Source organism: Streptomyces sp. RPT161, assembly GCF_027533845.1.
GTDB lineage: Bacteria > Actinomycetota > Actinomycetes > Streptomycetales > Streptomycetaceae > Streptantibioticus_A > Streptantibioticus_A silvisoli_A.
The window spans coordinates 31,362-52,951 of sequence record NZ_JAPZVN010000033.1 but is presented as its reverse complement, the minus strand read 5'-3'; the positions used below and the strand labels follow the sequence as shown (position 1 = coordinate 52,951).

The following is a 21,590-nucleotide window of genomic DNA, read 5'->3' as shown; positions in this document are numbered from 1 at the left end:
GGCAAAACAAGACATAAGAATCGGCGTAGGCTACGGCCTGGATTAGTACGCCGACATTCACTCGCGGGTGAGCCCCCGCCATCCCCGGCTTGCGGGCACCTGGTTGCCACTAAGTGGCCTCGTATGTGACGCGCCTCATATCGGGGGCATCACAGCGAACCCCCCTCAATGTGGCGTGGGTCATATTGCGCCCGTCACACGAATAGGCCGCCGAACAGAAAAACCCTGCGCGAGTAGCAGGAAGGCCCACCGGAAATTCCGTGAGAGGCGCGGGCGGCCCCCGCCCAGCTCGGGCGGCGCTGGCGCCTTCGGCACACCTCACGACGAGCCGACTGACTACCTCGCCGCCCCCTGCCTACCGCCGGTCGCACGGCTTCGCGCGCGACGGGATGCCCGAACGCCCACGAGCGCGCCGAGTTGCTGGGCCTGGCCCACTGTGAACTTCGCGGCTCGGCGATGCGCGGCGCCCCGGTACGGACGTGGATCGCCGCCCGCGCGGGTAGAGCGGAAGCCGCGACGACGATGACCCCGAGCGGCGCGACGGAGCGGTGTTCCCTCGTAGCCGTGAGTGACGGCGAGGACGCCCTACGGCGCGCTGGTCTCGACCCGGACGAGATCACGGTGGATGAGCCAGGACTAATCGAGCGGCGAGGCGGCAGCCCGAACGGCTACCTCCTCGTCGGCCCCAACCCCTCCCCTCCATCGCGACGGCCACGGCATGGTCTTCCTCGCGCAGGGCTCGCCGACGGGTGACGGGCCAGAACTCCCCAAGGCACTGCTGCCGAAGTGGGTGGCGGCGGAGGGGCAGCAGTCACGTAGCGTCAGGTCAACGCCCCTGCCAATGCGGCGCGTTGGGAAAACTCACGGAGCTGAACCACGGTCACTCCGTAGGATCGACGGTCATGGTTGATCTCTACCCTCCGACCCGTCCTTACGACTATGGATTTCTCGACGCCGGAGACGGCAACCGCATCTACTACGAACAGCTCGGCAACCCTGAAGGCAAGCCTGCCCTGCATGTCCACGGCGGCCCAGGGTCGGGCGCACCACAGCGGCCGACGAGGGCCTGGGACCCCGAGCGCTACCGCGTCATCCGCTTTGACCAGCGCAACTGCGGTCGTAGCACCCCGCACGCCAGCGACCCGGCAGCGGACATGAGTTTGAACACCACGCAGCACCTGATCGACGACATGGAGCGGCTGCGCGAGCATCTCGGCATCGAGAAGTGGCTGCTGAACGGTGCCTCCTGGGGCTCGACGCTCATCCTGGCCTATGCGCAACAGCACCCCGAGCGGGTCAGCGAGGTAGTCGTCCAGGCGGTGACGACGACCCGCCGCTCCGAGACCGACTGGCTCTACCGGGGCGCCGGGCGCTTCTATCCCGAGGCGTGGGACCGGTTCCGCGACGGCGTCCCCGAGGACGAGCGGGACGGCGACTTGCTGGCGGCCTACGCGCGGCTGATGGAGAACCCTGATCGGGCGATCCGGGAGAAGGCCGCTGCCGACTGGCTCGCCTGGGAGGACGCGGTCATCTCCAACGAGCCCAACGGCGTGCCCGGCATGTACAGCGACCGGGAGGTCGACGCGCAGATCGCGTTCGTACGGATCTGCGCCCACTTCTTCAGCAACGGCGCGTGGCTGGAGGAGGACCAACTGCTGCGCGACGCCCACAAGCTGGCTGGTATCCCGGCGGTGCTGGTGCACGGCCGACACGACATGGGCAGCCCGGTACAGACGGCGTGGGAGCTGGCGAAGGCGTGGCCGGACGCGCGGCTGCACATCTTCGAAGACTCCGGGCACACCGGAAGCGCCGCGATGCAGCACATGGTCCGGGAAGCCATTGAGGAGTTCAAGAACCGGTGATCCTCTGGGTATTTAGCAGAGGACCTCGAACGGGAGGTGCTCGGTCCAGGCGACAGGCGGTCCGACCGTGACCGTCCAGCGTGCGCGGCGTTGTCACCGTCGGGCGGCTTTCACGGGCGGCAGGATCGCGAAGGACCGCGCGCGACCCGATGGTTGTGCTTTCGGGAGGAGTGGCGGAGTTGGCGGACGGTGGTCAGCGGGGCTGTCCCGCCATGCGTCGCGTGGTGCAGGAGGCCTATGGCCCAGCCGATCTGAGTGGGAATCCGATCTTCGCCGGCGGGTTCATCAACTTTGGATACTGGCGGGCCATTGATCTGGGACTGCCACTCAACGAGGCGGAGCGGGTCCGCAGCCAGGAGGATCTCTACCGGCATGTCCTGGACGCCGCTGGGCTGTTGAAGGAGCCGAAGGTTCTGGAAGTGGGCTGCGGGCTCGGGATGGGATGCGTGGTGGCCCTGCGTGAATACGGTCCCGCCGCGGTTACCGGCATGGACATTCATCCGGAGCAGTTGCAGCGGGCGCGCGACGCGCACGCCGGTCTGCTGCGGGAGGAGCCGGGACGTCTGCGGTTCGTCCAAGGGGCCGCGGAACACATGCCGTTGGAAGACGGCGAGTTCGATGCCGTCATCAGCGTGGAGGCCGCTCAGCACTTCCCGGATATCGTCGCCTTCGCAGCAGAGACATCGCGGGTGCTGCGGCCGGGCGGCCGCGCGGCTGTCGCCAGCTTCTTCACCGTGGAGGACGCGCCGGGGCGGCCGCAGGAACTCGCGGGGCTGCTGGACACGTACGCGAACGGCCTGGACATCGCCCGGCCGGTGAAAGCGCTCACGGACGCGTTCGCGGCAGCCGGGCTCACGGGGGTGCGCGTCGAATCGATCGGGCCGCACGTCTGGCCCGGATGGGACCGCTGGCTCAGCCGGTGGTGGGCTCCGGGAACCTGGCCGCGGAACTTCCTGCGAGCATACGAGCGGCGGATCCTCGACTACTACGTCGTCACGGCGGTCCGGCCGGGGTAACCAGGCGGGTAGGACCCCGGTGCCATGCCGTGCGTGGTCAGCCGCCGCCTGCCTGGTTACATCGGTAGGAGCAGCGGAACAGCGGCTCGCGGTAACGGTGTTCCCTGAGTCGCCCCTGCGAGTGTCCATGCCAGGCCAGTGACTCGCACCTAGGCGACCCATGTTGATCGGTGACATCGACATCCACCCCATCGCCGACGGGACCTTCCGGGCTTCCCCCGCCTACTTCGGCGCCCACGCCCGCGCCGACGGCCATGAGGACCTCTTCACCCGCCACGCGATGGCCTGGCTGCCCATCGGCTGTTTCCTTGTGCGAACCGGTGACCGCACGATCCTTGTCGACGCCGGTATGGGACCAGAGATGCGTGACGACGGCCCCCGCCGACTCCTGGTCGGCGGCCAGCTTCTGCTCGGTCTCCGCGCCGTCGGCGTCACTCCGCCGGAGTGCGGCGGCCATGTCCAGGTCCTCGACTACGTCGGCGGGACTCTGGTCATTCCTCAGTCAGTGCTCGTGGAACAGTACTGGGACGAGCTTGAATCCGGTCTCCGCAAGGCAGGTATCCCGGTCCACCACTTCGTTCTCCATGCCGATCACGACACTCTGGTCCAACGCATCGAGAACGACGCCGTGGAGACCGGTGCCCGCCAATGGCGCCTCGACCACCTGGTCGACTATCAGCAGGCCCAACCATGGCTGAGCCGCAGAGCGCGGCTCATCGACACAACCAAGCGCACACCCTCCGAAGTGGCAGCGTTGATCTCGGGTACCGTGCCCCAGTCGGCCGACGAATTCAGGTAGCGGCAAGAAGCGGACGGGCAGCGCGGCGTATGCGTTTTTGCGTACCGCCGCAGGGGCGACTGCTGCTAGGTGAACTGCGGGCCGGTGGCTGATGTGAGCACTGTCAGTTGACGCGGGCGCTGAAAGTACCGGCGTTCTTCGCATCGGCTCGGCGAAGTCCGCCTCGACATGGCCAGCCGCCTCGCGCTGACCGGGTGACCTCTGCTGCGGGCCATAGCCCCCTTGGGGTCCGCGCGGGTGGCCGGAGCCGAAGGGCTCGCCCGGCTCAGGTGGCGGGTGGGGCGCTCGCCTGCCCGTTGGGCAGGTGGAGAGCAGTGATGCCGGCGAGGACGAGATCGATTCCGGCGAGGAACTGCTCGCGGTCGTCGTGCTCGCGCATCTGGTCCGCGACGGACCGGGTGAACGGGTAGTCGTCGGGGTCGAGTTCCTCCCATGCCTTCGAGACGGCGTCGAGGAACTCGCCGCGGTCCACGTCGGGCCCGAGAACGCGGCCGTTCGCGGCGTTCTGGCCAGCGGCGCCGAGGATGTAGTGCACCAACGCGGAGGTCGCTGTGAACTGGCTGCCCTCGGGCACACCCACGGCACCGACCTGCCGACCGATGCTTTCGAAGATCCGCGGCGTCACCGACCCCCAGGGACTGCGGGAGAGCTGCGTGGCGAGCTGCGTCGCAAGCCACGGGTGTTCGTCGATCGCGTCGAACAGGCCGAGCGCGACAGCGCGGATCTTCCCCCTCGGCGAGTCCGGAGACTCGGCGGGCTCGATGGCCAGAGCGGCGGCGACGACGGCGTCGGTCGCTGCGTCGAGCAGCTCGCTCTTGTTCGCCACATGCCAGTAGATCGCCCCGGGCCCGGTGGCAAGGCGCTCGGTCAGCGCCCGAAACGTCAGCCCGCCCTCGCCGGCAGCATCGAGCAGTTCGACGGCAGCCTCGACGATGCGCTCCCGGGAGAGGGCCTCTGTGCGCCGCTGTGACCGGCGCGTCCGCGTTGCCATGCCGCCATCTTGACACGCCTGGAGCGTCGTTCCAACATTGGAACGGCATACCAGATTGGAACGACATACCAGAGCGACTGGCCGAACCTCACCGACGGCGGCCTCGATCTCGAAGGAACACAAAATGGGCACTCCCGTCACGATCATCGGCGCCGGACTCGGTGGCCTCACCCTCGCCCGCGTCCTGCACGTCCAGGGAATCCCGGCCACGGTCTACGAGGCGGAGCCCTCACCGACGGCCCGCGCGCAGGGCGGGATGCTCGACATCCACGACCACAACGGCCAACCCGCGCTGCAGGCGGCGGGCCTGATCGACGAGTTCCGCGGCCTCATCCTGGAGGGCCGCCAGCAGTACCGGTTCCTCGACCGGGACGGGACCGTGCTGCTCGACATAGCCGACGACGGCACGGGTGAACGCCCCGAGGTGCAGCGCGGTGAGCTGCGACGGATCCTGCTCGACTCGCTGCCGGCCGACACCGTCCGGTGGGGGCACAAGGTCAGCGGCGTCCGCACCCTCGGCGACAACCGCCACGAGGTGACCTTCGCCGACGGCACCACCGTCGCCACGAGCCTGCTGGTCGGCGCGGACGGCGCGTGGTCACGAGTCCGGCCGCTGCTCTCCAGCGCCACACCCGAGTACGCCGGCCTGACCTTCGTCGAGACCTACCTGTTCGACAGCGACACCCGGCACCCCACCAGCGCGAAAACCGTCGGCGGCGGGTCCCTGTTCGCGCTCGCACCGGGGAAGGGGATCCAGGCTCACCGCGAGAGCGGCGGGACCCTCCACACCTACGTGACGCTCCTCAAGCCGCAGGACTGGTTCGCCTGTATCGACTTCACCGATCCCGCCGCGGCCAGCGCGCGGATCATGCAGGAGTTCGACGGCTGGGCGCCGGAGCTCACCGCGCTCATGACCGACGGTGACATCGCGCCGGTCCTGCGCCCCGTCAATACGCTGCCCAATGGGCACCACTGGGATCGGGTGCCGGGGGTGACCCTGCTCGGCGACGCCGCCCACCTCATGATTCCGTCCGGCGAAGGCGCCAACCTGGCCATGTATGACGGCGCCGAACTCGGCAAGGCCATCGCCGCGCACCCCGATGACGTCGAGGCCGCGCTCACCGAGTACGAGCAGGCACTGTTCCCCCGCAGTGCCGCGGAGGCCACCGAAGCCGTCCGCATCCACCAGCTCATGTTCGGCGACAACGCACCCCACAGCCTGATCAACAGGTTCACCGAATACGAGCGGACCCAGTGAGCCGCTCGTCATGTGGGCCCAAGGACATCGATGAACCGGCCAGGGATTGGTGTCCCAGGGCCTGTCTCTGAGTTCGGTGGAGGCGGTGGGTTCGTCGGTTTCTGACTCGATCGGGCGGAGGCGGAATTTGGCGAGGAGTTCGCGGCCCATGTAGCGGCGGGCCTCGGCCCGTTCGTCGTTCTGCTCGGCGAGTACGGATCCGACCTGGCGGATGACGGCTGTGCCGTCGGGGTTCGCGCGCCGCGCAGATCGGCTCCGTGGTTTCCCGTTGCCCAGAACCTATGTGGCAGGTGCGGTGCTCGTGGCACAGGACGGGTGGCCCCAGCCCCGTGGAGTCTTCGCGATCGTCTCCCCTTGCGCGTATGGACGGCCGCAGGGGCAGTGCCCGGGGAACTTCGCCTTGACCGTGGCGCCCGCGCTACGCGCCGACCGGCCCCGGCGGGAGTTCGCCGGAGCCTTGGCGCCCCCGCTCGGTCGGCCCGTGCGCTGCGGGCCCTCCCGTGGCGGCATCTCTGACCCGAGAGAGGTGCCGGCAGCCTGCTGGGTGCGGGCCACGTAGCTGGCCGCGCGGTCCGCGACGTCGTTGTAGGGATCTCCGTCCACTTGGTGGGCGGGCACGTAGACGAACTCGACCGCGCGTCCTGTGAGCAGTTCGTCGATTCGGACCACCAGGTCGCGGTTGGCAACAGGGGTTCCGGCTGCGGTCTTCCAACCCCTCTTACGCCAACCGGGCAGCCAGTCCGTGACCGCCTTCATCGCGTACTGGGAGTCCATCCGCACTTGAAGTGGGATGGTGGGGTCCGTATACGCCAAAAGCTCACGCAGGGCCGTCAGTTCGGCCACGTTGTTGGTGGCGATCCCCAGCGGCCCGGCCTCCCAGCGGTCGACCGTGCCGTCCGGGGCCGCCAGGACCCATGCCCAGGCGGCGGCCCCGGGATTACCTTTCGACGCGCCGTCGCATGCTGCAATGATCTGTTCAGCCATGCTGTGATTCTTCCACTTGGAGCCCTGTGGCCGACGTCCGTGGTTCCCCCATTGTGCTGCTCCGCAGTGGAAGGGCGACGGCAGCAGGCCCTCAAGCTGTAACCAACTCAGCTTGGGAACCAGCGTCGACAGGCACTGTGCGGAGGGCTCACTTCGCACGCATCTCGGCGCTGCCTTCTGCATCCGACCGACGTGTCCGGAACCTGACCGTGCAGCGCCACACCTCCAGTCGTCCACAGTGGTTGCCCCTTGGGGACACGGTCACGTTCGTGATCAACGACTGCTGGGGAAGCGGGCGCTAGCCGATCGTCACGTTGATTCCCGCGCTCCTCATGTCGGCGACAGCCTGCGCCGACGCTTGTTGGGCGTCAACGCCGTTCAACCGCGGTTGGTACAAGTGATGTGCGCGAACGCTGATGGCAAACCGGTGCCCGGAATAGCCGTGTTGCGCCAGGGCGATGAGTCTTTCGGCGCACCCTTCGGCACCGTCAACCTTGGTGCAGGTCCGCCTCGCGCTGGAGCAGGGACTCGCGGTGAGGTGGATGGCGAGAGCGTGCACGCCGCCCTGCCCCGCGGCCAGGGCCTGCGCGACTGCGGGATTCCCGTACATCCCGGCGATGGTTGCCTCGATCTCGTCCACCAACTGGTCCTCGGCGTGATCACCGGGCGAGTACGGGGTGGTTTCGCTGCTGAAGGTTCCGATCGTGACCCCGTTGAGTGTTGCCTGCAGGGTGACGGAGAAGCCGGGGTGAGCGGTGACGGTTGCGCCTGGCTCGTAGTGGACGCGTTGCACACTCTCCATGGTCGCCGCCGTCGACTGCCGCACCGTGCCGCCGAGTCCTGCGGCCTGCGCGCGTTGCACGGGGCTGGGTCCACGCAGCACGCGATGCGCCTGCGCTTCGGCTTCACGTTCGAACCGGTCCGAGGGGTCGGAGACCTTGAGCCCGTCGCCGTTGTCGGTGCCTGCTACCGGCCCTTGACGCTGCTGGATGACATGCGTCAGCTCGTGGGCGAGAGTGTGCCGGTCAGCGCCGCCTTCGCCGATGACCACATGGTTTCCGGACGTGTAGGCGCGCGCGCCGATTTCGGCGGCGGAGCGCTGGGCGGCGGGACCGGTGTGCACACGCACATCGGAGAAGTCCTCGCCGAAGCGTCCCTCCATGTCGGCGCGGACCTCGTCATCCAGCGGCTTGCCGGGTCCGCGTAGTACGTCAGGGACGGTCGAGCGCTGGACCGGGGCCACCTCCTGGTGGCCGCATCCGGGGCCGTGCGTGTGCTGGTCGTGGGCCAGGGCGCGCTGCATGGCCGCATTGCCCGCCGTGCGCTGCAAAGCAGCGACGGTCGCTGGCGTCCAGCCGGTTGATCGGCAGTCCTGGATGTGCGCGGCCTGCCGCTGGCGTTCGGCCGCTACCAGCGAGCGCTGTGAGGTGCCGCTCTGATCCTTTTGTTTCCCGTGCGCCCGCATGAACATCTCCTCGACTTCGGACAGAGACTGACCAACAGGCTCCCCGAACGGGAAGCGGGCGGGGAATGTCTGGACGGGCACCAGTGCGGGCAACGTCGCCCGACAGGCGCGCCGCGCCCCGCGCCCGGTCGCGTTGGTCACCAGTACCAGGAGCACTTGTGCCGGTGCTCGGTGTCTCAGGGCGCATCTCCTCGTCGGCCGGGGATGGTGCGTTGGCGAGCACGACTGCGAGTTCGCGGGCGTGTTGCTGCGGCATTCGGTCGCACCACCACGGCAAAGGGCCAACTGATCTTCGCTGGAGCGGTCATTCCCGTTGCGGGACCCGGCGCCCCGGAGAGGGAGCGGCAAGCAGCCGATTCGTGTGGCCTGACCTTGGTCAGCGCGTCGGGTTGCCCCCCGGCGCGGCGGGTTCACTCCACGCGCTGTGGAGCCGCGCTCTGGGCCATCTCAGCAGTGATGGCCCAGCGTTCGTGGTCCCGCCACGCGCCGTTGACGAACTGGAAAGCGGTCGAGTAGTCCTCGCGCCGGAACCCCAGTCTCCTGACGAGGTTCAGCGAAGGCGTGTTGTCGGGCTGGATGTTGGCCTCCAGCCGGTGCAGTCCCAACTCGCCGAACGCAAGCCGCATGACGAGCCCCAGCCCCTCGGTCATATAGCCGCGGCCGGTCGTCGAAGCGTAGGCGGTATAGCCCAAGGTTCCGCATTGGAGGGTGCCCCGGACGATGTTGTTGACGTTGACACCGCCCACGATCGCTCCCGTGTTCCGCAGGCAGATGACGAACCCCTCGTGGGTGGGCTGCGCAAAGCGTTCGAGGTAACTCTCGAATGCCTCTGTCGAGTTCTCGCGAGCTGGCAGCCACTGGCGGTGCAACTCGCCGCTCTCCTCGGCCAATGCCCTGAGTTCCTGGTGGTCGCGGCGACAGACATGCCGAACAGCCACCCGGCGTCCCGACACAAGGTAGTTGGTGGAAGACATTCACGGATCCTACGCAGACTGCCGGGACGAGCACTGGCCCACCTGCCGTTGCGCTGGGGCCCGCGTTGCCGGTGGCGGGTTCATCTCCGCCAGCGCAGCGAGGGTGGTGCCGTATGCGGGGCCACCCCGTCGGTCTCGTGCCCCGGCGACGTGGTTGCTCCGCGAGCCGGGTGAGCCGTTCCTCGCCTGGATGCCGTCACGCGATCCACCGGTGGACGGCGGCGTGAGGGCGGTCCGTGGCCGGTCCGACGCTCGACCAGTCTTCTGCGATGAGCTACCCATCGCGCCCCCGTCGCCGCTCCCTCCGTCAAGCGTCACCGCGCCCGATGGCCGCCCACGCAACTCGAATCTTCCGGGGGGCGGATGGAGTTGCGGTGCGGTACCGGCAGGCCACTCCGTGGGGGGTTGCTCGCCGTCGCGGCGGGCACTTCTTGCCGCCGCCGCGCCGAGAAGCCGCCGTACGGTCGTCACCGAGGACACTGCCGCGACGGTGAGCACCCAGGACGGCTCGGGTCCGGCGGTGCCGAACCCACAGCAACCCCCACCCGGCACCCGAAAAACTGGCGCGGCTACCAGCTGCTCTTGGTCACCCCCGGCAGCTCCCCCGCATGGGCCATCTCCCGCAGTCGGATGCGGGAGAGCCCGAACGCGCGGAAGTGGCCGCGCGGGCGGCCGTCGACCGAATCCCGGTTCCGGACCCGGGTGGCGCTCGCATCGCGCGGCTGACGCCGCAACTCACGCTGGGCGGCGAGCCGTTCCTCGTCCGAGGACTGCGGACTCGCGATGATCTCCTTCAGCTCGGCCCGTCGCTGCGCGTACCGCGCGACGATCTCCTGCCGCTTCTCGTTCTTTGCGATCTTGCTCTTCTTCGCCATCAGACCTTCTCTCCCCTCGCCCGGATGCGGGTCACCGCGGCCTCGATCCCGATGACGTCCACGGTCTTGATCCCCTTGGTGCTCAGCGTCAGCCGTACGTACCGCCCCTCGCTCGGCAGCCAGTACCGCTTGCGCTGCACGTTGGGGTCGAAGCGCCGCTTGGTGCGCCGGTGCGAGTGCGAGATGTTGTGGCCGAACCCCGGCTGGCGGCCGGTGAGTTGGCAGTGCGCGGACATGGCTCCCTTTCGCTGGTGGATGGTGCTCGACTCCCCACCGTATCGCTTTATGAAAATGAAAACCAATTCTCAATGCGCCATCCGACTCACCGCCCCGCACGACCGGCGGCCCGGTCGTATTTGCATAGTTGATCGGTAAGTCCATGTTTGTGGTGATCTTTACAGGTTTGTCCTGGCATCTTTGGCGGGAGACCGGCGGCCCGACCGCCGTGGACAGACGTCGACCGTGGAAGAGGTGCCGTGTCTGGGCTGCCTGAGGAGCGCGCGGCGAATGTGAGCCGCCGCAGGTTCTTGGCGTCGCTGGCGGTGGCGTCAGCGGCCGCGGTGGGTATGGACGGCGGCACGACCGCCGCTGCGCGGGCCGGGGTGACGGTGCCCGAGGCGGTGCCGCTGCCACTGCCCTACGACCTGGAGGGCGCGTCGTACGACTCCGACCGTTCGACCGGGGACTTCGACGGTCACGGCTGGGCCTTCCCGGCCGAGGAACTGCCCTCCGGTCACACCAGGGTCGCCGGGCTGCCGTTCGTGTTCCCGACGTACGAGCCGGGTGAGAAGAGCTTCCTGGCCGCGTCGGGCCAGACGCTCGACGTGCCGGAGGGCCGCCACTCCATGCTGTACCTGATCGGCGCCGCCTCCGGCGGTTCGGTCAGCAAGGAGGCGCTGGTCCGCTACGCGGACGGTGGCAGCGAGTCGGTACCGCTGCGGTTCACCGACTGGGCGCATCTGCCCCAGTTCCTGGAGGCGGTGGCCGTGGAGACCACGCACCGGCACCGGCCGGCGGGCGACGCGGGGCCGCGGGTGCGGCTGTTCCTCCAGGTGGTGCCGTTCGACCCGGCACGGCAGGCGGTCAGCCTGACCTTGCCGGAGGCCCCCGCGTTGAAGCTGATCGCGGTCAGCGCACAACCGGCGGTGGACGCGGCGGCGGTGAAGGTCACCTCGGTGGCGTCGACGGAACTGTTCACGGGCACAGAGAAGGCACCTCGCCAACTGGTGCACGTCACCGTCGCCAACATCGGCGCCCGGCCACTGACTTCCGACTCCCCGGCGACCATCAGCCTGACCGGGGACGGCATCGGCGTCCCGGACCCGGCCACCATCACGGACCTGCCGCCCGGCCACCAGGACACCATCGAGGTCGGCGTCGTCTACGCCGCACCGCAGACCGAGGGCACGGTGCACCGGGCCCGCGTCGAGGCGCGCACCGCGGACGTCCGGGACGTCCAGTCGGTACGGATCACCGCCGCCGAACCCGGCTGGACGATGTACATGGTCTCGCACTACCACTACGACCCGGTCTGGTGGAACACCCAGGGCGCCTACACCGAGTCATGGGAGAACTCCGGCTTCCAGCGTCCCGGCCTGACCCTGGTCCAGGCGCATCTGGACATGGCGCGGCGGGACCCGGACTACAAGTTCGTACTGGCCGAGCTGGACTACCTAAAGCCGTTCTGGGACACCTGCCCCGAGGACCGCGACTACGTGCGGCAACTGCTGCGCGAGGGACGACTGGAGTTCGTCGGCGGACTGTACAACGAGCCGAACACCAACCTCACCAGCATGGAACTGACCATCCGCAGCGCGGTGTACGGCGTGGGATACCAGCGCGACGTACTGGGCGGAACGCCGCGCAGTACCTGGCAGTTGGACGTGTTCGGGCACGACCCGCAGTTCCCCGGCATCATGGCGGACGCCGGTCTGACCTCAAGCTCCTGGGCGCGCGGACCGCACCACGAGTGGGGGCCCAAGAGCTGTGTGGGGGACAACCGGCGGATGCAGTTCCGCAGCGAGTTCGACTGGATCGCTCCCAGCGGCAGGGCGCTGCTCACCAGTTACATGCCCAACCACTATTCGGCGGGCTGGTGGATGGACACCGCCAAGGACCTGCCGACCGCCGAGGCCGCCACCTACGAGCTGTTCCGCGACCTGAAGTCGGTCGCCGCCACCAAGAACTGCCTGCTGCCGGTGGGCACCGACTACTCGCCGCCGAACCGCTGGGTGACCCGCATCCACCGCTCCTGGGCCGACAAGTACGTCTGGCCCAAGTTCGTCACCGCGGTGCCCAGCGAGTTCTTCGACGCGGTGCGCCGGGACCTGGCCCGGGACAAGGTGGCGCTGTCCCCCCAGACCCGGGACATGAACCCCATCTTCACCGGCAAGGACATCTCGTTCATCGACACCAAGCAGGCACAACGGCAGGCGGAGAACACCCTGCTCGCGGCGGAACGGTTCGCCACCGTCGCGGCCCTGCTCGGTGCCCGCTATCCCGTGGAGGCGATGGACAAGGCGTGGCGACAGCTCTGCTTCGGCGCCCACCATGACGCGATCACCGGTTCCGAGTGCGACCAGGTCTACCTGGACCTGCTGGGCGGCTGGCGGGAGGCGCTGGAGCTGGGCCGGACCGCGCTGGACGGCGCCCAGGCGCTGATCGCCGCGCACGCGGACACCTCGGGGCCCGGCACACCGGTGCTGGTGTTCAACGCGATGTCCTGGCCGCGCACCGACGCCGCCCGGGCCACCGTGGAGTTCCCCGCGCCCGGTCCGGTCGGCATCGCCCTACTGGACTCCACCGGCAAGAGCGTGCCCGTCCAGGTGGACCACCTCACCCGGCATCCCGACGGCACCCTCGACTCGGTGACGCTGGCGTTCGTCGCGCATGACGTTCCGGCCACCGGCTACGCCACGTACCACGTCATCCCCGCCAACGCCCCGCTGGACGGGCCGACCTGGGCGAAGTCGGACGGCCTGACGATCGAGAACGAGTACTACCGGCTGACCGTCGACTACGAACGCGGGGGTGCCATCACCTCGTTGTACGACAAGAAGGCGGCCAAGCAGATGCTGCGGCCCGGCGGCCTCGCCAACGAGCTGCTGGCGTACGACGAGTACGAGGACGGCCCCGGCGCCCCGTCCGGCGGACCGTGGGTGACGGTTCCCAAGGGCGGCCCGGTCGCGGCGAGTTCGGCCTATCCGGCGACCGTCAGCGTGGAGCACTCCCCCGTCGGGCAGCGCATCACCGTCTCCGCCGACTTCGAACTGTGCCGCTACGCACAGGAGATCACCCTCTGGGACGGCGTCGACCGGGTCGATCTGACCACCCGCATCGACGGCTTCACCGGCACCAACCGCCTGATGCGGGTGCGCTTCCAGCCCGCCGTCGAGGGCGGCATGCCGGTCTCCGAGGTGGGCGACGCGGTGGTGGGACGGGGCTTCGGGTTCCCCAACGTCGACTACGCGGACGCGAAGTGGACCCTGGAGTACCCCGCCTACAACTGGGTCGAGCTGGGCGCGACGCTGGTCGTCGCGCTGGTGAACACGGCGGGCGGCGACACGGTGCGGGCCGCGCGGGCGGTGAGCGTCGCCGAGGTCGTCGTGCCCGACATCACCGACTACGCGCGGGCGGCGCGGGACGCGGTCACCGCGCTGGTGGCCACCGGTGTCACCGCCACCACCTCCACCCACGACGGCTCGCGCTACGGCAGCCTGGACGTGGACTCCAACCTGCCCGACGTGCGGGTCAGCGTCGGCGGGCCGGCCGAGAACGACTTCACCGCGGCGGTACTGGCCGCGGCCCCGCCCGGGTACCGGGCCGAACTCGACCGGCAGCTCGCCCGGGGCCGTACCGCACGGGTGTGGGTACCGGCCGACAAGCCGCTGGCCGAGGCGTGGCAGCCGCGCGCCGACCTACGCGGCCCGCGCACCCTGCCGGTCCTGGTGGTCGCCGGGCGCACCCCGGCCGACACCCGTACCGCGCTGCACGGCCTCGCCGCCGAACTGCGCCGCGCGCCGAGGATCGACGTGGTGCAGCCCGCCGAACTCGACGGCACCACCGGTCGGGTCGAGCCGTACGGCTTCGCCGTGCTCAACCGGGGCCTGCCGGGCTTCACCATCGACAACTCCGGCGACATCTACCTGGGCATCCTGCGGTCCTCCACCGGCTGGCCGTCCGGCACCTGGATCGACCCGCCACGGCGCACCCTGCCGGACGGGGCGAACTTCGAGACCAACCACTGGAGCCACACCTTCTCGTACGCGCTGGTCGGCCACCGCGGCGACTGGCGCGACGCCGGTCTGGCGCGACGCGGCCACGCCTACAACAACCCCTTCAGCACCCGGCAGGAGAGCGTGCACCGCGGCCAACTGGGCGCCGCCGCCGAGTTCCTGGCCGCCGAGGGCGACGGCGTGGTGGTCACCGCGCTCAAGCCGCACGGCAACCCGATGGCGTCGATGGCCGGTACGGAAGTGGACCCGTCCGCCGGGGTCGTGCTGCGGGCGTACGAGTCGACCGGGCGGCCGACCACCGCCCGGTTCCGGTTCTTCCGCCCGCTGGACTTCCCGGCCAACGTCAATCCCCTTGAGCAGGAGGCCCGTTCGATCGCGGGGGCGGAGGGCGGAATCACCACCGAGCTCGGCGCGTTCGAGATCCGCACCATGGTGGCCACCCCGCGCGAGCCCGCCGGGCATCCACGTGGGGTGCCGGGCGCCACGCGGCCGGAGCTGGCGCCGAGCGCGGAGCCCACCCAACCGGTCTTCGCGCGGTACTGGCGGCACAACAAGGGCGCCGCGTCGATGGGTTACCGGATGGCCTCGATCGAGGCCGAGCCGACCGCCGTCACCGGACACGGCCCTTACGACCTCACGGTCACCGTCGCCTCCTCGCACACCCGCGAGCAGGTCGCGGGGATGGTCGAGGTGATCGTCCCGGACGGCTGGACGGCCAGCCCGCCGAACCGCATGTACGCGCTCTCCCCCGGCGCGCATCTGCGGTACACCGTGCGCGTCCAGCCCAACGGCCCCAGCGGGCGGTACTTCGTGGCCGTCCGCACCGCAGACGGGCGCGGCCAGATCCACGAGGACGTGGTGACCGTGGACCATGTGCCCGCCGCGCGGGCCACCACCGCCCCGGCCCGGACCGTGCTGCCCGGCTCGGATCCGACCGAGCAGCTGGTGGAGTCCACCTTCGAACGGGCGTTGGCGCTGTCCATCGACAAGATCACCCGCAAGGCGCGGCTGGTCGTGCCCGAACGTCCCGAACAGCGGGCGCCGACCACGGAGTTGGACGCGGCCCTGGCGGTCCAGGACATCGTGGTGTCCCCCGGACAGACCGGCCACTTGTCCGTGACGCTGCGCAACACCGCGCGCTCGTCCATCCACGGCGAGGCCCAGCTGATCACCCCCTACGCGATCTGGCCGATCAGCGGGCCGTGGAGCCAGCCGTTCTCGGTTCCGGCGGGCGGCGAGAGCGCGGTCGCCTTCGAGATCAACGCTCCGGGTGGCGCCCGACCGGGCAACTGGTGGGCGCTGGTGAAGCTGATGTACTTCGGGCGGCTGATCTACACCCCGACCGCGTCCATCATCATCAGTTCCTCCGCGCAGGCTCCCGCGCCCCGGCAGAGCGTGGACAGCGACGAGGGCCACACTGCGGCGAGTCCGTCATGAGCGCCGCCGGACAGGTCGTCGCCCGGGTGGGCGGAAGCGTGATCACCACCGTCGAGCTGGACGAGCGGCTGGCCGCCATCCGGAACGGGCCACTGGGCCCACGGCTGCCGAAGGACGGCACGCCGGCGGGGGTGCGACTGCGCCGCTGGGTCGCCCAACTACTGGCTTCCGAGGCGCTGTTGCTGCATGAGGCCGGACACAGCGTCCCGTCCTATGACGGCTCGCATCCGGCGCTCGACCGGGCCGCCCGGGCCCTGTTCGACCGGGTCACCGCGGACGTGATGGTCAGCGAGGCGGAACTGTTCCGGTACTACCGGGACAACCTCGATCTGTGGGCCCGCCCCGAGCGGCGTACCGTGCGGCAGGCGGTCCACAACACCCGGGCGCAGGCCGCCGCCGTACGCCGCGGCGACCTCGGCGCTCCCGAGACGCTGACTCGGGGGCAGCTCAGCGGCCCCTTCGAGGACGCGGTGTTCGGCGCGGCGCCGGGGGCGTGGATCGGCCCGGTGCGGACGGTCTTCGGCTGGCATGTCGCCGTCCTCGACGGCGTCGAGCAGGGTGCGGTACTCCCCTACGACGCGGTACGCGAATCCATCCACGACGACCTGCTCTCCGCCGCGCGCGGGCAGGCGTTCGACGACTGGCTCGCCGGTCGCCGAGCCGCGCTCATCCATCTGTCGCCCGGCTACGAACACCCGGGCGACCCGAGCCTCCCGGACGCGGTGCACCGGCATTGAGGCCCTTTCGGCGTGCGGTGGTTGGCACCGCCGGTCTCCGCCATGGTGGTTGCTGGGCGTCGCGGCGGATTGCCTTTCGGGGGCACGCACCCAGGCCCCGGCACGGCGGCTTCCCGCGTTCGCACGATGCCACAACCTCGGCGTCCGTCCGCTCGTTCCCAACCGGAACCCTCAGGCCGCCGTCTGGCCCTCCAGTTCCGCGCGGAAGCGCCGAAGCATGGAGCGGGCGTGGTCCAGGCCGATACGGCGGAACGTTTCGTCCAGTTCCGCCAGCTCCGCCTCGGTCTGCGCCGCCGAACGGCCGAGGTACGCACGGGACTTGACCAAACCCAACCTGGACAACGCCTCGCCGCGCGGTTCCCCGATGGCCCGGAACTCCTCCAGCGCGCCGGAGTAGACCTCGCGCGCCTCCTCGTACCGACCGGCGCGGAACAGTACGTTCCCCCGCATCTTGTGGTTGTACGCGAGCGCGCTCTCCAACCGCATGGCACGGCAGACGACTTCGGCCTCGGTGAGCAGTTCCAGCGCCCGCTCGGTCTCACCCCGTACCGACAGCACGTCGGCTATGCCGCGCAGCGCCCACGCATGGCCGCGGGCGTCCTCGGCGGCCGCGGCGATCTCGGCGGCCTCCTCGAACATCGCCAACGCGGTGTCATACGAACCGGTGTTGCGGTGCATCTGCGCGATGCCCTCCAGCGCCCACACCGTGTGCCGGGCCTCACCGTGCGCCCGGGCCTCGGCCAGCAGCCGCTCGTGCAGTTCGGTGACGGCCGCGTAGTCACCCTGGATGCGTCCGGTCTCCGCAAGGCCGGCCAGGGCGTATCCGCGGGCGATCCGGTCACCGCCGCGCTCCGCGCACTCGGCGGCGGCCGCCAGCCAGCGGCGGGCCAGCGCGAGCCTGCCGCGCTGCCGGGCCAGGGTGCCGCCGCTCCACAGCGCCCAGGCCATCGCCGCGCTGTCCCCCGCACGGCTCGCGGCACGGTAGCTGTCCCGCCAGGCCCGCTCGGCGTCGGCCACCCGGCCCAGCCGCCGGTTCGCCTCGGCGACCGCGAGCCCGGCCCGTGCGTACCCCAGCGTCGAACGGCGCTGCTCCTCGGTCGCCTTGGCCAGCACCTCCTCGTACGAGGAGTTCACCGACAGAGCGGATCCCAGAACGCCTTGGTACTCGGGAGCGAACGCCTTGCTGTACATATGTGCCTGTCTTCCTGGTCGCCGTCACCGGTCTCGACCAAGAACCTATGAGCGGGGGGCAGTTCGCCGGATCAACCTGTACGTGGGTTGTGACGTCAAACTCCGGTACCACGCGGGAGCGGTTGTCATCATTGAGTCGTACGGGACGCCCGGTGCGGCCCGAGTCCGCGCAGCACACCGCCCAGCTCGTCCGGGGTGAGCGGCGGTACCGGAAGCGGGCGCGCCGCCTCGGCGCGCAACCCGTCGAGCAGCAGGGCGAGGTAACGCCGCCAGGCGTCCGGACTGACGGCGACCGAGGCTGGTACCACCCTGCCGAGCGCGGCCAGGGTGAACAGCAGGTCCTCGGTGGCGATGTCGTCGCGCATGGTGCCCTGCCGCTGCGCGCGCTCGATCAGCATGTCGATGGTCTCCCGGTTGTGCTGGTGCAGCGCTTCAAGTGACGGCACCCCCGAAATCCCGGTTGTCATGAGGTCGTTGGCGCCGCGGTCGGCGGCCAGCCCGGCGAAGACGTGCTCCAGGTAGGCGGTGAGCCCGCTCCAGGCGTCAGCGCTGCGCCGGGCCTCCTCGCCCGCGCGCAGGGTCGCGGTCAGCGAGTCGTGGAAGACGGCCTCGATGAGTGCCGCCCGGGTGGGGAAGCGACGGTACAGGGTGGCGTTGCCCACCCCGGCGCGGCGGGCGATCTCGTCCAGCGGCGCGTCCAGACCCTGCTCCGCGTAGATCTGCCGGGCAGCCGAGATCAGCAGTTCCCGGTTGCGCCGCGCGTCCCGCCGCAGCGGTGTCGTCCCGTCTTCGCTCGCTCCCATGGACCGCACCCTAACAAGGAACCGTGGACCACTCCCCGGTTCGGTGTTAGGGTTCCCACCAACGGGGAAGCGGGGAGCACTCCCCGGTTAATCCGCGGAGTGCTCCCCGGTTGATTGTGTGTCACATCACGCCCCCTCCAACCTGCGCCGCAGAGGCACCGGGCACGCCATGGGCCGACGAAGGGATCCCAACATGACCATGCCGTCACTGGAGCAACTCACCCCGCCCGGCATGGACTTCGCCACCGATCCCTACCCGCTCTACGCACATCTGCGGGAGCGGGGCCCGGTGCACCGGGTGACGGCGCCCGACGGCACCGGGGTGTGGCTGGTGGTCGGCCACGAGCAGGTCCGGGCCGCGCTGACCGACCCACGGCTGCGCAACGACGTACGGCACTCCTCGACGTGGGAGGACGACGGCGGCTATGCCGTCGGACTCAACATGCTGCAGACCGACCCGCCGCATCACACCCGGCTGCGCAAGCTGGTCGCCAAGAAGTTCACCGCCCGGCGGATCGAGGCGCTACGGCCGCGCGTCCAGCGGATCGCCGACGAACTCCTGGACGCCATGGTGCCGTTGGGCCGAGCCGACCTGGTGGCGGCGTTCGCGCTTCCGCTGCCGATGTCGGTGATCTGCGAACTCATGGGGGTGCCCGTCGAGGACCGGGAGGCATTCCACGGATGGTCGAACGAGACAGTCCACCCCAGCAGCCCGGAGGCGGCGACCGCAGCCGCCCAGGCCATGACCGGCTATCTTGCCCAACTCATCGACGGCAAACGCCGAGTGCCCGACGACGACCTGCTGAGCGCCCTGGTACGGGCCATGGACGACGACGGTGACCGGCTCTCCGCCGAGGAGATCCTCGGCATGGCGTTCCTGCTGCTCGTCGCCGGGCACGAGACGACCGTCAACCTCATCTCCACGGGTGCGCTCACACTCCTCGGCCACCCCGAGCAACTCTCGGCGCTGCGCGCCGATCCGGGACTGGTCGACGGTGCGGTGGAGGAGGTGCTGCGGTACGACGGACCGGCGCAGTCCACGTCCTACCGGTTCACCGCCGAACCGGTGGAGATCGGCGGTACCGTCATCCCGGCTGGGGAAGCGGTGTTGATACTGCTCGCCTCGGCGGGACGCGATCCCCGGCTGGCACCGGACCCGGACCGCTTCGACATCCGCCGCACCGGGGCGGCCCGCGGCCATCTCGGCTTCGGCCACGGCATCCACCACTGCCTCGGGGCACCGCTCGCCCGCCTGGAAGCGGGCATCGCGCTGAGGACGCTCTTCGAGCGGTGCCCGAGGCTCGCGCTGGACAGGGACCCGGCCACCCTCATGTGGCGGCCCAGCTTGCTGCGTGGAGTACGGGAGTTGCCCGTACGGTTCTGAGCCTGGCGCGGGGAGTCGCGGGCCTGGGATGGTACGGCGCCGCCGGGACCCCGCCGTTGCGGCGGACCAGCTTCTGTCAGCGCCCGGAGCAACCGCTACCCCACGCCGACTAGCGGGACTTGGACTCCGCGCCGTGGGCGAAGGCGCCCGCGTTCTCCTCGTCGCGGTGCGGCTGGGCCTGGGCCTGGAGCCGCGGCAGTACCCGGCGCAGGTCCTCCAGGAAGAGGTCGGCGAGGTCGTGCCCGAAGCCGTTGCGGATGACGACGCGCAGCGCCGCGAGGTCGGTGCGGTTGGCCGGGAAGGTGTACGCGGGGACCAGCCAGCCGCGTTCGCGCAGTGCGGCGGACACGTCGAAGACGGTGAAGTTGGTGATCCCGTCGCTCACCCGGAACGCGAAGACGGGAAGTTCACTGCCGTCGGTGATCAGGGTGAACGGCTCCAACTCGGCGATCCCTCGGGCCAGTCGGGTGGCCACGTCCCGGCAGGTCTGCTGCACCCTGCGGTAGCCGTCGAACCCCAGCCGCAGGAAGTTGTAGTACTGCGCGATCACTTGGGCGCCCGGCCGGGAGAAGTTCAGGGCGAACGTCGGCATGTCGCCGCCGAGGTAGTTGACGTGGAAGACCAGGTCCTGCGGCAGCGCCTGGGCGTCCCGCCACAGCGCCCAGCCCACACCCGGCATGACCAGACCGTACTTGTGCCCGGAGGTGTTGATGGAGGCGACCCTCGGCAGCCGGAAGTCCCACGCCAGGTCGGGGTCGAGGAACGGGGCGATCATGGCACCGGAGGCGCCGTCCACATGGACCGGAACATCGATGCCGGTGCGCTCCTGGAGCGCGTCGAGGGCCGCGCATATCTCGGCCACCGGCTCGTACGCGCCGTCGAAGGTCGAACCGAGCACCGCGACGACACCGATGGTGTTCTCGTCGCACAGCTCGGCGGCGGCCTCGGCGGAGAGGGTGAAGCGGTTGCCCTCCATGGGCACGTAGCGGGGTTCGACCTCGAAGTAGTCGGCGAACTTCTCCCAGCACACCTGCACGTTGATGCCCATGACCATGTTCGGCCGGTCGGTCGGCCTGCCCTCGGCGCGACGGCGGTGCTGCCAGCGCCGCTTGAGCGCGAGACCCGCCAGCATCGCGGCCTCGCTGGAACCGGTGGTGGAACAGCCCACCGCCGCATGGGGGTCGGGGGCGCGCCACAGATCGGCGAGCATGTGGACGCAGCGGGCCTCCACCTCCGCGGTCTGCGGGTACTCGTCCTTGTCGATCATGTTCTTCTCGGCGCACTCGGCCATCAACTGCTGCGCCTGCGGCTCGGCCCAGGTGCTGACGAAGGTGGCCAGGTTCAGCCGGGCGTTGCCGTCGAGCATCAACTCGTCGTGCACGATCTGGTACGCGGTGTCGGGGTCCATTCCCCCCTCGGGCAGCTCGAACCGGGGGACGCTGATGGGCTCCCGGGTGAAGACCGGGTTCACCATGAGGTGGGTGCTGGCTTTGCGGTGCTGGTGCGGGCGCTTGAGCGGCATCGTGAGCAGGTCCCTTTCGCCGACTTCATTCCGTACGTACCGATTCACTCGGCGGCG

Annotated in this window: 16 protein-coding genes and 1 pseudogene; 7 read left to right on the top strand and 10 right to left on the bottom strand. The window is 69.8% G+C overall.

Going from position 1 to position 21,590, the window contains the following annotated elements:
• Positions 1-902 precede the first annotated feature (902 nt).
• From pip to O5O46_RS33535, 3 genes are all read left to right on the top strand, one after another.
• Complete coding sequence (pip, locus tag O5O46_RS33545; protein WP_269859450.1) at positions 903-1,862, top strand: prolyl aminopeptidase; 960 nt, start codon at positions 903-905, stop codon at positions 1,860-1,862.
• A gap of 212 nt (positions 1,863-2,074) precedes the next feature.
• Positions 2,075-2,878, top strand: a complete 804-nt coding sequence (locus O5O46_RS33540; RefSeq protein ID WP_269859449.1) for a class I SAM-dependent methyltransferase — start codon at positions 2,075-2,077, stop codon at positions 2,876-2,878.
• Positions 2,879-3,038: 160 nt separating this feature from the next.
• Entirely contained in the window at positions 3,039-3,677 is a 639-nt protein-coding gene (locus O5O46_RS33535) for a hypothetical protein (RefSeq protein ID WP_269859448.1), read from the top strand.
• 265 nt (positions 3,678-3,942) lie between these two features.
• On the opposite strand, the gene O5O46_RS33530 is transcribed toward O5O46_RS33535, so the two are convergent.
• Positions 3,943-4,668, bottom strand: a complete 726-nt coding sequence (locus O5O46_RS33530; RefSeq protein ID WP_269859447.1) for a TetR/AcrR family transcriptional regulator — start codon at positions 4,666-4,668, stop codon at positions 3,943-3,945.
• 124 nt (positions 4,669-4,792) lie between these two features.
• Here O5O46_RS33530 and O5O46_RS33525 point away from each other — a divergent pair, with 124 nt between their 5' ends.
• Positions 4,793-5,926, top strand: coding sequence for an FAD-dependent oxidoreductase (locus O5O46_RS33525; RefSeq protein ID WP_269859446.1), 1,134 nt, complete (start codon positions 4,793-4,795; stop codon positions 5,924-5,926).
• A gap of 69 nt (positions 5,927-5,995) precedes the next feature.
• Here the strand turns inward: O5O46_RS33525 and O5O46_RS35735 are convergent.
• From O5O46_RS35735 to rpmB, 6 genes and pseudogenes are all read right to left on the bottom strand, one after another.
• Positions 5,996-6,157 (bottom strand): annotated as a pseudogene (locus tag O5O46_RS35735) (IS256 family transposase); the annotation flags it as partial.
• 48 nt (positions 6,158-6,205) lie between these two features.
• On the bottom strand, positions 6,206-6,910 hold the full coding sequence (locus O5O46_RS33520) for a ribonuclease H family protein (protein ID WP_269859445.1): 705 nt from the start codon (positions 6,908-6,910) through the stop codon (positions 6,206-6,208).
• Between the two features lie 298 nt (positions 6,911-7,208).
• Complete coding sequence (locus O5O46_RS33515) at positions 7,209-8,516, bottom strand: eCIS core domain-containing protein (protein ID WP_443072691.1); 1,308 nt, start codon at positions 8,514-8,516, stop codon at positions 7,209-7,211.
• 269 nt (positions 8,517-8,785) lie between these two features.
• Complete coding sequence (locus O5O46_RS33510) at positions 8,786-9,349, bottom strand: GNAT family N-acetyltransferase (RefSeq protein WP_269859444.1); 564 nt, start codon at positions 9,347-9,349, stop codon at positions 8,786-8,788.
• A gap of 569 nt (positions 9,350-9,918) precedes the next feature.
• Entirely contained in the window at positions 9,919-10,224 is a 306-nt protein-coding gene (gene rpsN, locus O5O46_RS33505) for a 30S ribosomal protein S14 (protein ID WP_269859443.1), read from the bottom strand.
• Entirely contained in the window at positions 10,224-10,460 is a 237-nt protein-coding gene (gene rpmB, locus O5O46_RS33500; protein ID WP_269859442.1) for a 50S ribosomal protein L28, read from the bottom strand. The genes rpsN and rpmB overlap by 1 nt, the downstream gene beginning before the upstream one ends.
• Positions 10,461-10,700: 240 nt before the next feature.
• On the opposite strand from rpmB, the gene O5O46_RS33495 reads away from it, so the two are divergent.
• The gene (locus tag O5O46_RS33495; RefSeq protein ID WP_269859441.1) at positions 10,701-15,896 is read left to right on the top strand and encodes a glycoside hydrolase family 38 C-terminal domain-containing protein; all 5,196 of its coding nucleotides are present in this window, start codon (positions 10,701-10,703) and stop codon (positions 15,894-15,896) included.
• Positions 15,893-16,633 carry a peptidylprolyl isomerase gene (locus O5O46_RS33490; RefSeq protein ID WP_269859440.1) on the top strand — a complete coding sequence of 247 codons (741 nt, stop codon included), beginning with the start codon at positions 15,893-15,895 and terminating at the stop codon, positions 16,631-16,633. The genes O5O46_RS33495 and O5O46_RS33490 overlap by 4 nt, the downstream gene beginning before the upstream one ends.
• 171 nt (positions 16,634-16,804) lie before the next feature.
• On the opposite strand, the gene O5O46_RS33485 is transcribed toward O5O46_RS33490, so the two are convergent.
• Positions 16,805-17,824, bottom strand: a complete 1,020-nt coding sequence (locus O5O46_RS33485; RefSeq protein ID WP_269859439.1) for a tetratricopeptide repeat protein — start codon at positions 17,822-17,824, stop codon at positions 16,805-16,807.
• A 128-nt stretch (positions 17,825-17,952) separates the two neighbouring features.
• Complete coding sequence (locus O5O46_RS33480) at positions 17,953-18,627, bottom strand: TetR/AcrR family transcriptional regulator (protein ID WP_269859438.1); 675 nt, start codon at positions 18,625-18,627, stop codon at positions 17,953-17,955.
• 193 nt (positions 18,628-18,820) lie between these two features.
• Here O5O46_RS33480 and O5O46_RS33475 point away from each other — a divergent pair, with 193 nt between their 5' ends.
• Complete coding sequence (locus O5O46_RS33475) at positions 18,821-20,011, top strand: cytochrome P450 family protein (RefSeq protein WP_269859437.1); 1,191 nt, start codon at positions 18,821-18,823, stop codon at positions 20,009-20,011.
• Positions 20,012-20,120: 109 nt separating this feature from the next.
• On the opposite strand, the gene O5O46_RS33470 is transcribed toward O5O46_RS33475, so the two are convergent.
• Entirely contained in the window at positions 20,121-21,533 is a 1,413-nt protein-coding gene (locus tag O5O46_RS33470; protein ID WP_269859436.1) for a glutamate decarboxylase, read from the bottom strand.
• Positions 21,534-21,590: the final 57 nt, after the last annotated feature.

What these genes read in the sequence shown, in the direction of transcription:
- O5O46_RS33530 (WP_269859447.1), bottom strand. Translation starts at nt 4,668, where the DNA reads ATGGCAACGCGGACGCGCCGGTCACAGCGGCGCACAGAGGCCCTCTCC.
- pip (WP_269859450.1), top strand. Translation starts at nt 903, where the DNA reads ATGGTTGATCTCTACCCTCCGACCCGTCCTTACGACTATGGATTTCTC.
- O5O46_RS33540 (WP_269859449.1), top strand. Translation starts at nt 2,075, where the DNA reads ATGCGTCGCGTGGTGCAGGAGGCCTATGGCCCAGCCGATCTGAGTGGG.
- rpmB (WP_269859442.1), bottom strand. Translation starts at nt 10,460, where the DNA reads ATGTCCGCGCACTGCCAACTCACCGGCCGCCAGCCGGGGTTCGGCCAC.
- O5O46_RS33520 (WP_269859445.1), bottom strand. Translation starts at nt 6,910, where the DNA reads ATGGCTGAACAGATCATTGCAGCATGCGACGGCGCGTCGAAAGGTAAT.
- O5O46_RS33485 (WP_269859439.1), bottom strand. Translation starts at nt 17,824, where the DNA reads ATGTACAGCAAGGCGTTCGCTCCCGAGTACCAAGGCGTTCTGGGATCC.
- O5O46_RS33480 (WP_269859438.1), bottom strand. Translation starts at nt 18,627, where the DNA reads ATGGGAGCGAGCGAAGACGGGACGACACCGCTGCGGCGGGACGCGCGG.
- rpsN (WP_269859443.1), bottom strand. Translation starts at nt 10,224, where the DNA reads ATGGCGAAGAAGAGCAAGATCGCAAAGAACGAGAAGCGGCAGGAGATC.
- O5O46_RS33525 (WP_269859446.1), top strand. Translation starts at nt 4,793, where the DNA reads ATGGGCACTCCCGTCACGATCATCGGCGCCGGACTCGGTGGCCTCACC.
- O5O46_RS33510 (WP_269859444.1), bottom strand. Translation starts at nt 9,349, where the DNA reads ATGTCTTCCACCAACTACCTTGTGTCGGGACGCCGGGTGGCTGTTCGG.
- O5O46_RS33490 (WP_269859440.1), top strand. Translation starts at nt 15,893, where the DNA reads ATGAGCGCCGCCGGACAGGTCGTCGCCCGGGTGGGCGGAAGCGTGATC.
- O5O46_RS33535 (WP_269859448.1), top strand. Translation starts at nt 3,039, where the DNA reads ATGTTGATCGGTGACATCGACATCCACCCCATCGCCGACGGGACCTTC.
- O5O46_RS33470 (WP_269859436.1), bottom strand. Translation starts at nt 21,533, where the DNA reads ATGCCGCTCAAGCGCCCGCACCAGCACCGCAAAGCCAGCACCCACCTC.
- O5O46_RS33475 (WP_269859437.1), top strand. Translation starts at nt 18,821, where the DNA reads ATGACCATGCCGTCACTGGAGCAACTCACCCCGCCCGGCATGGACTTC.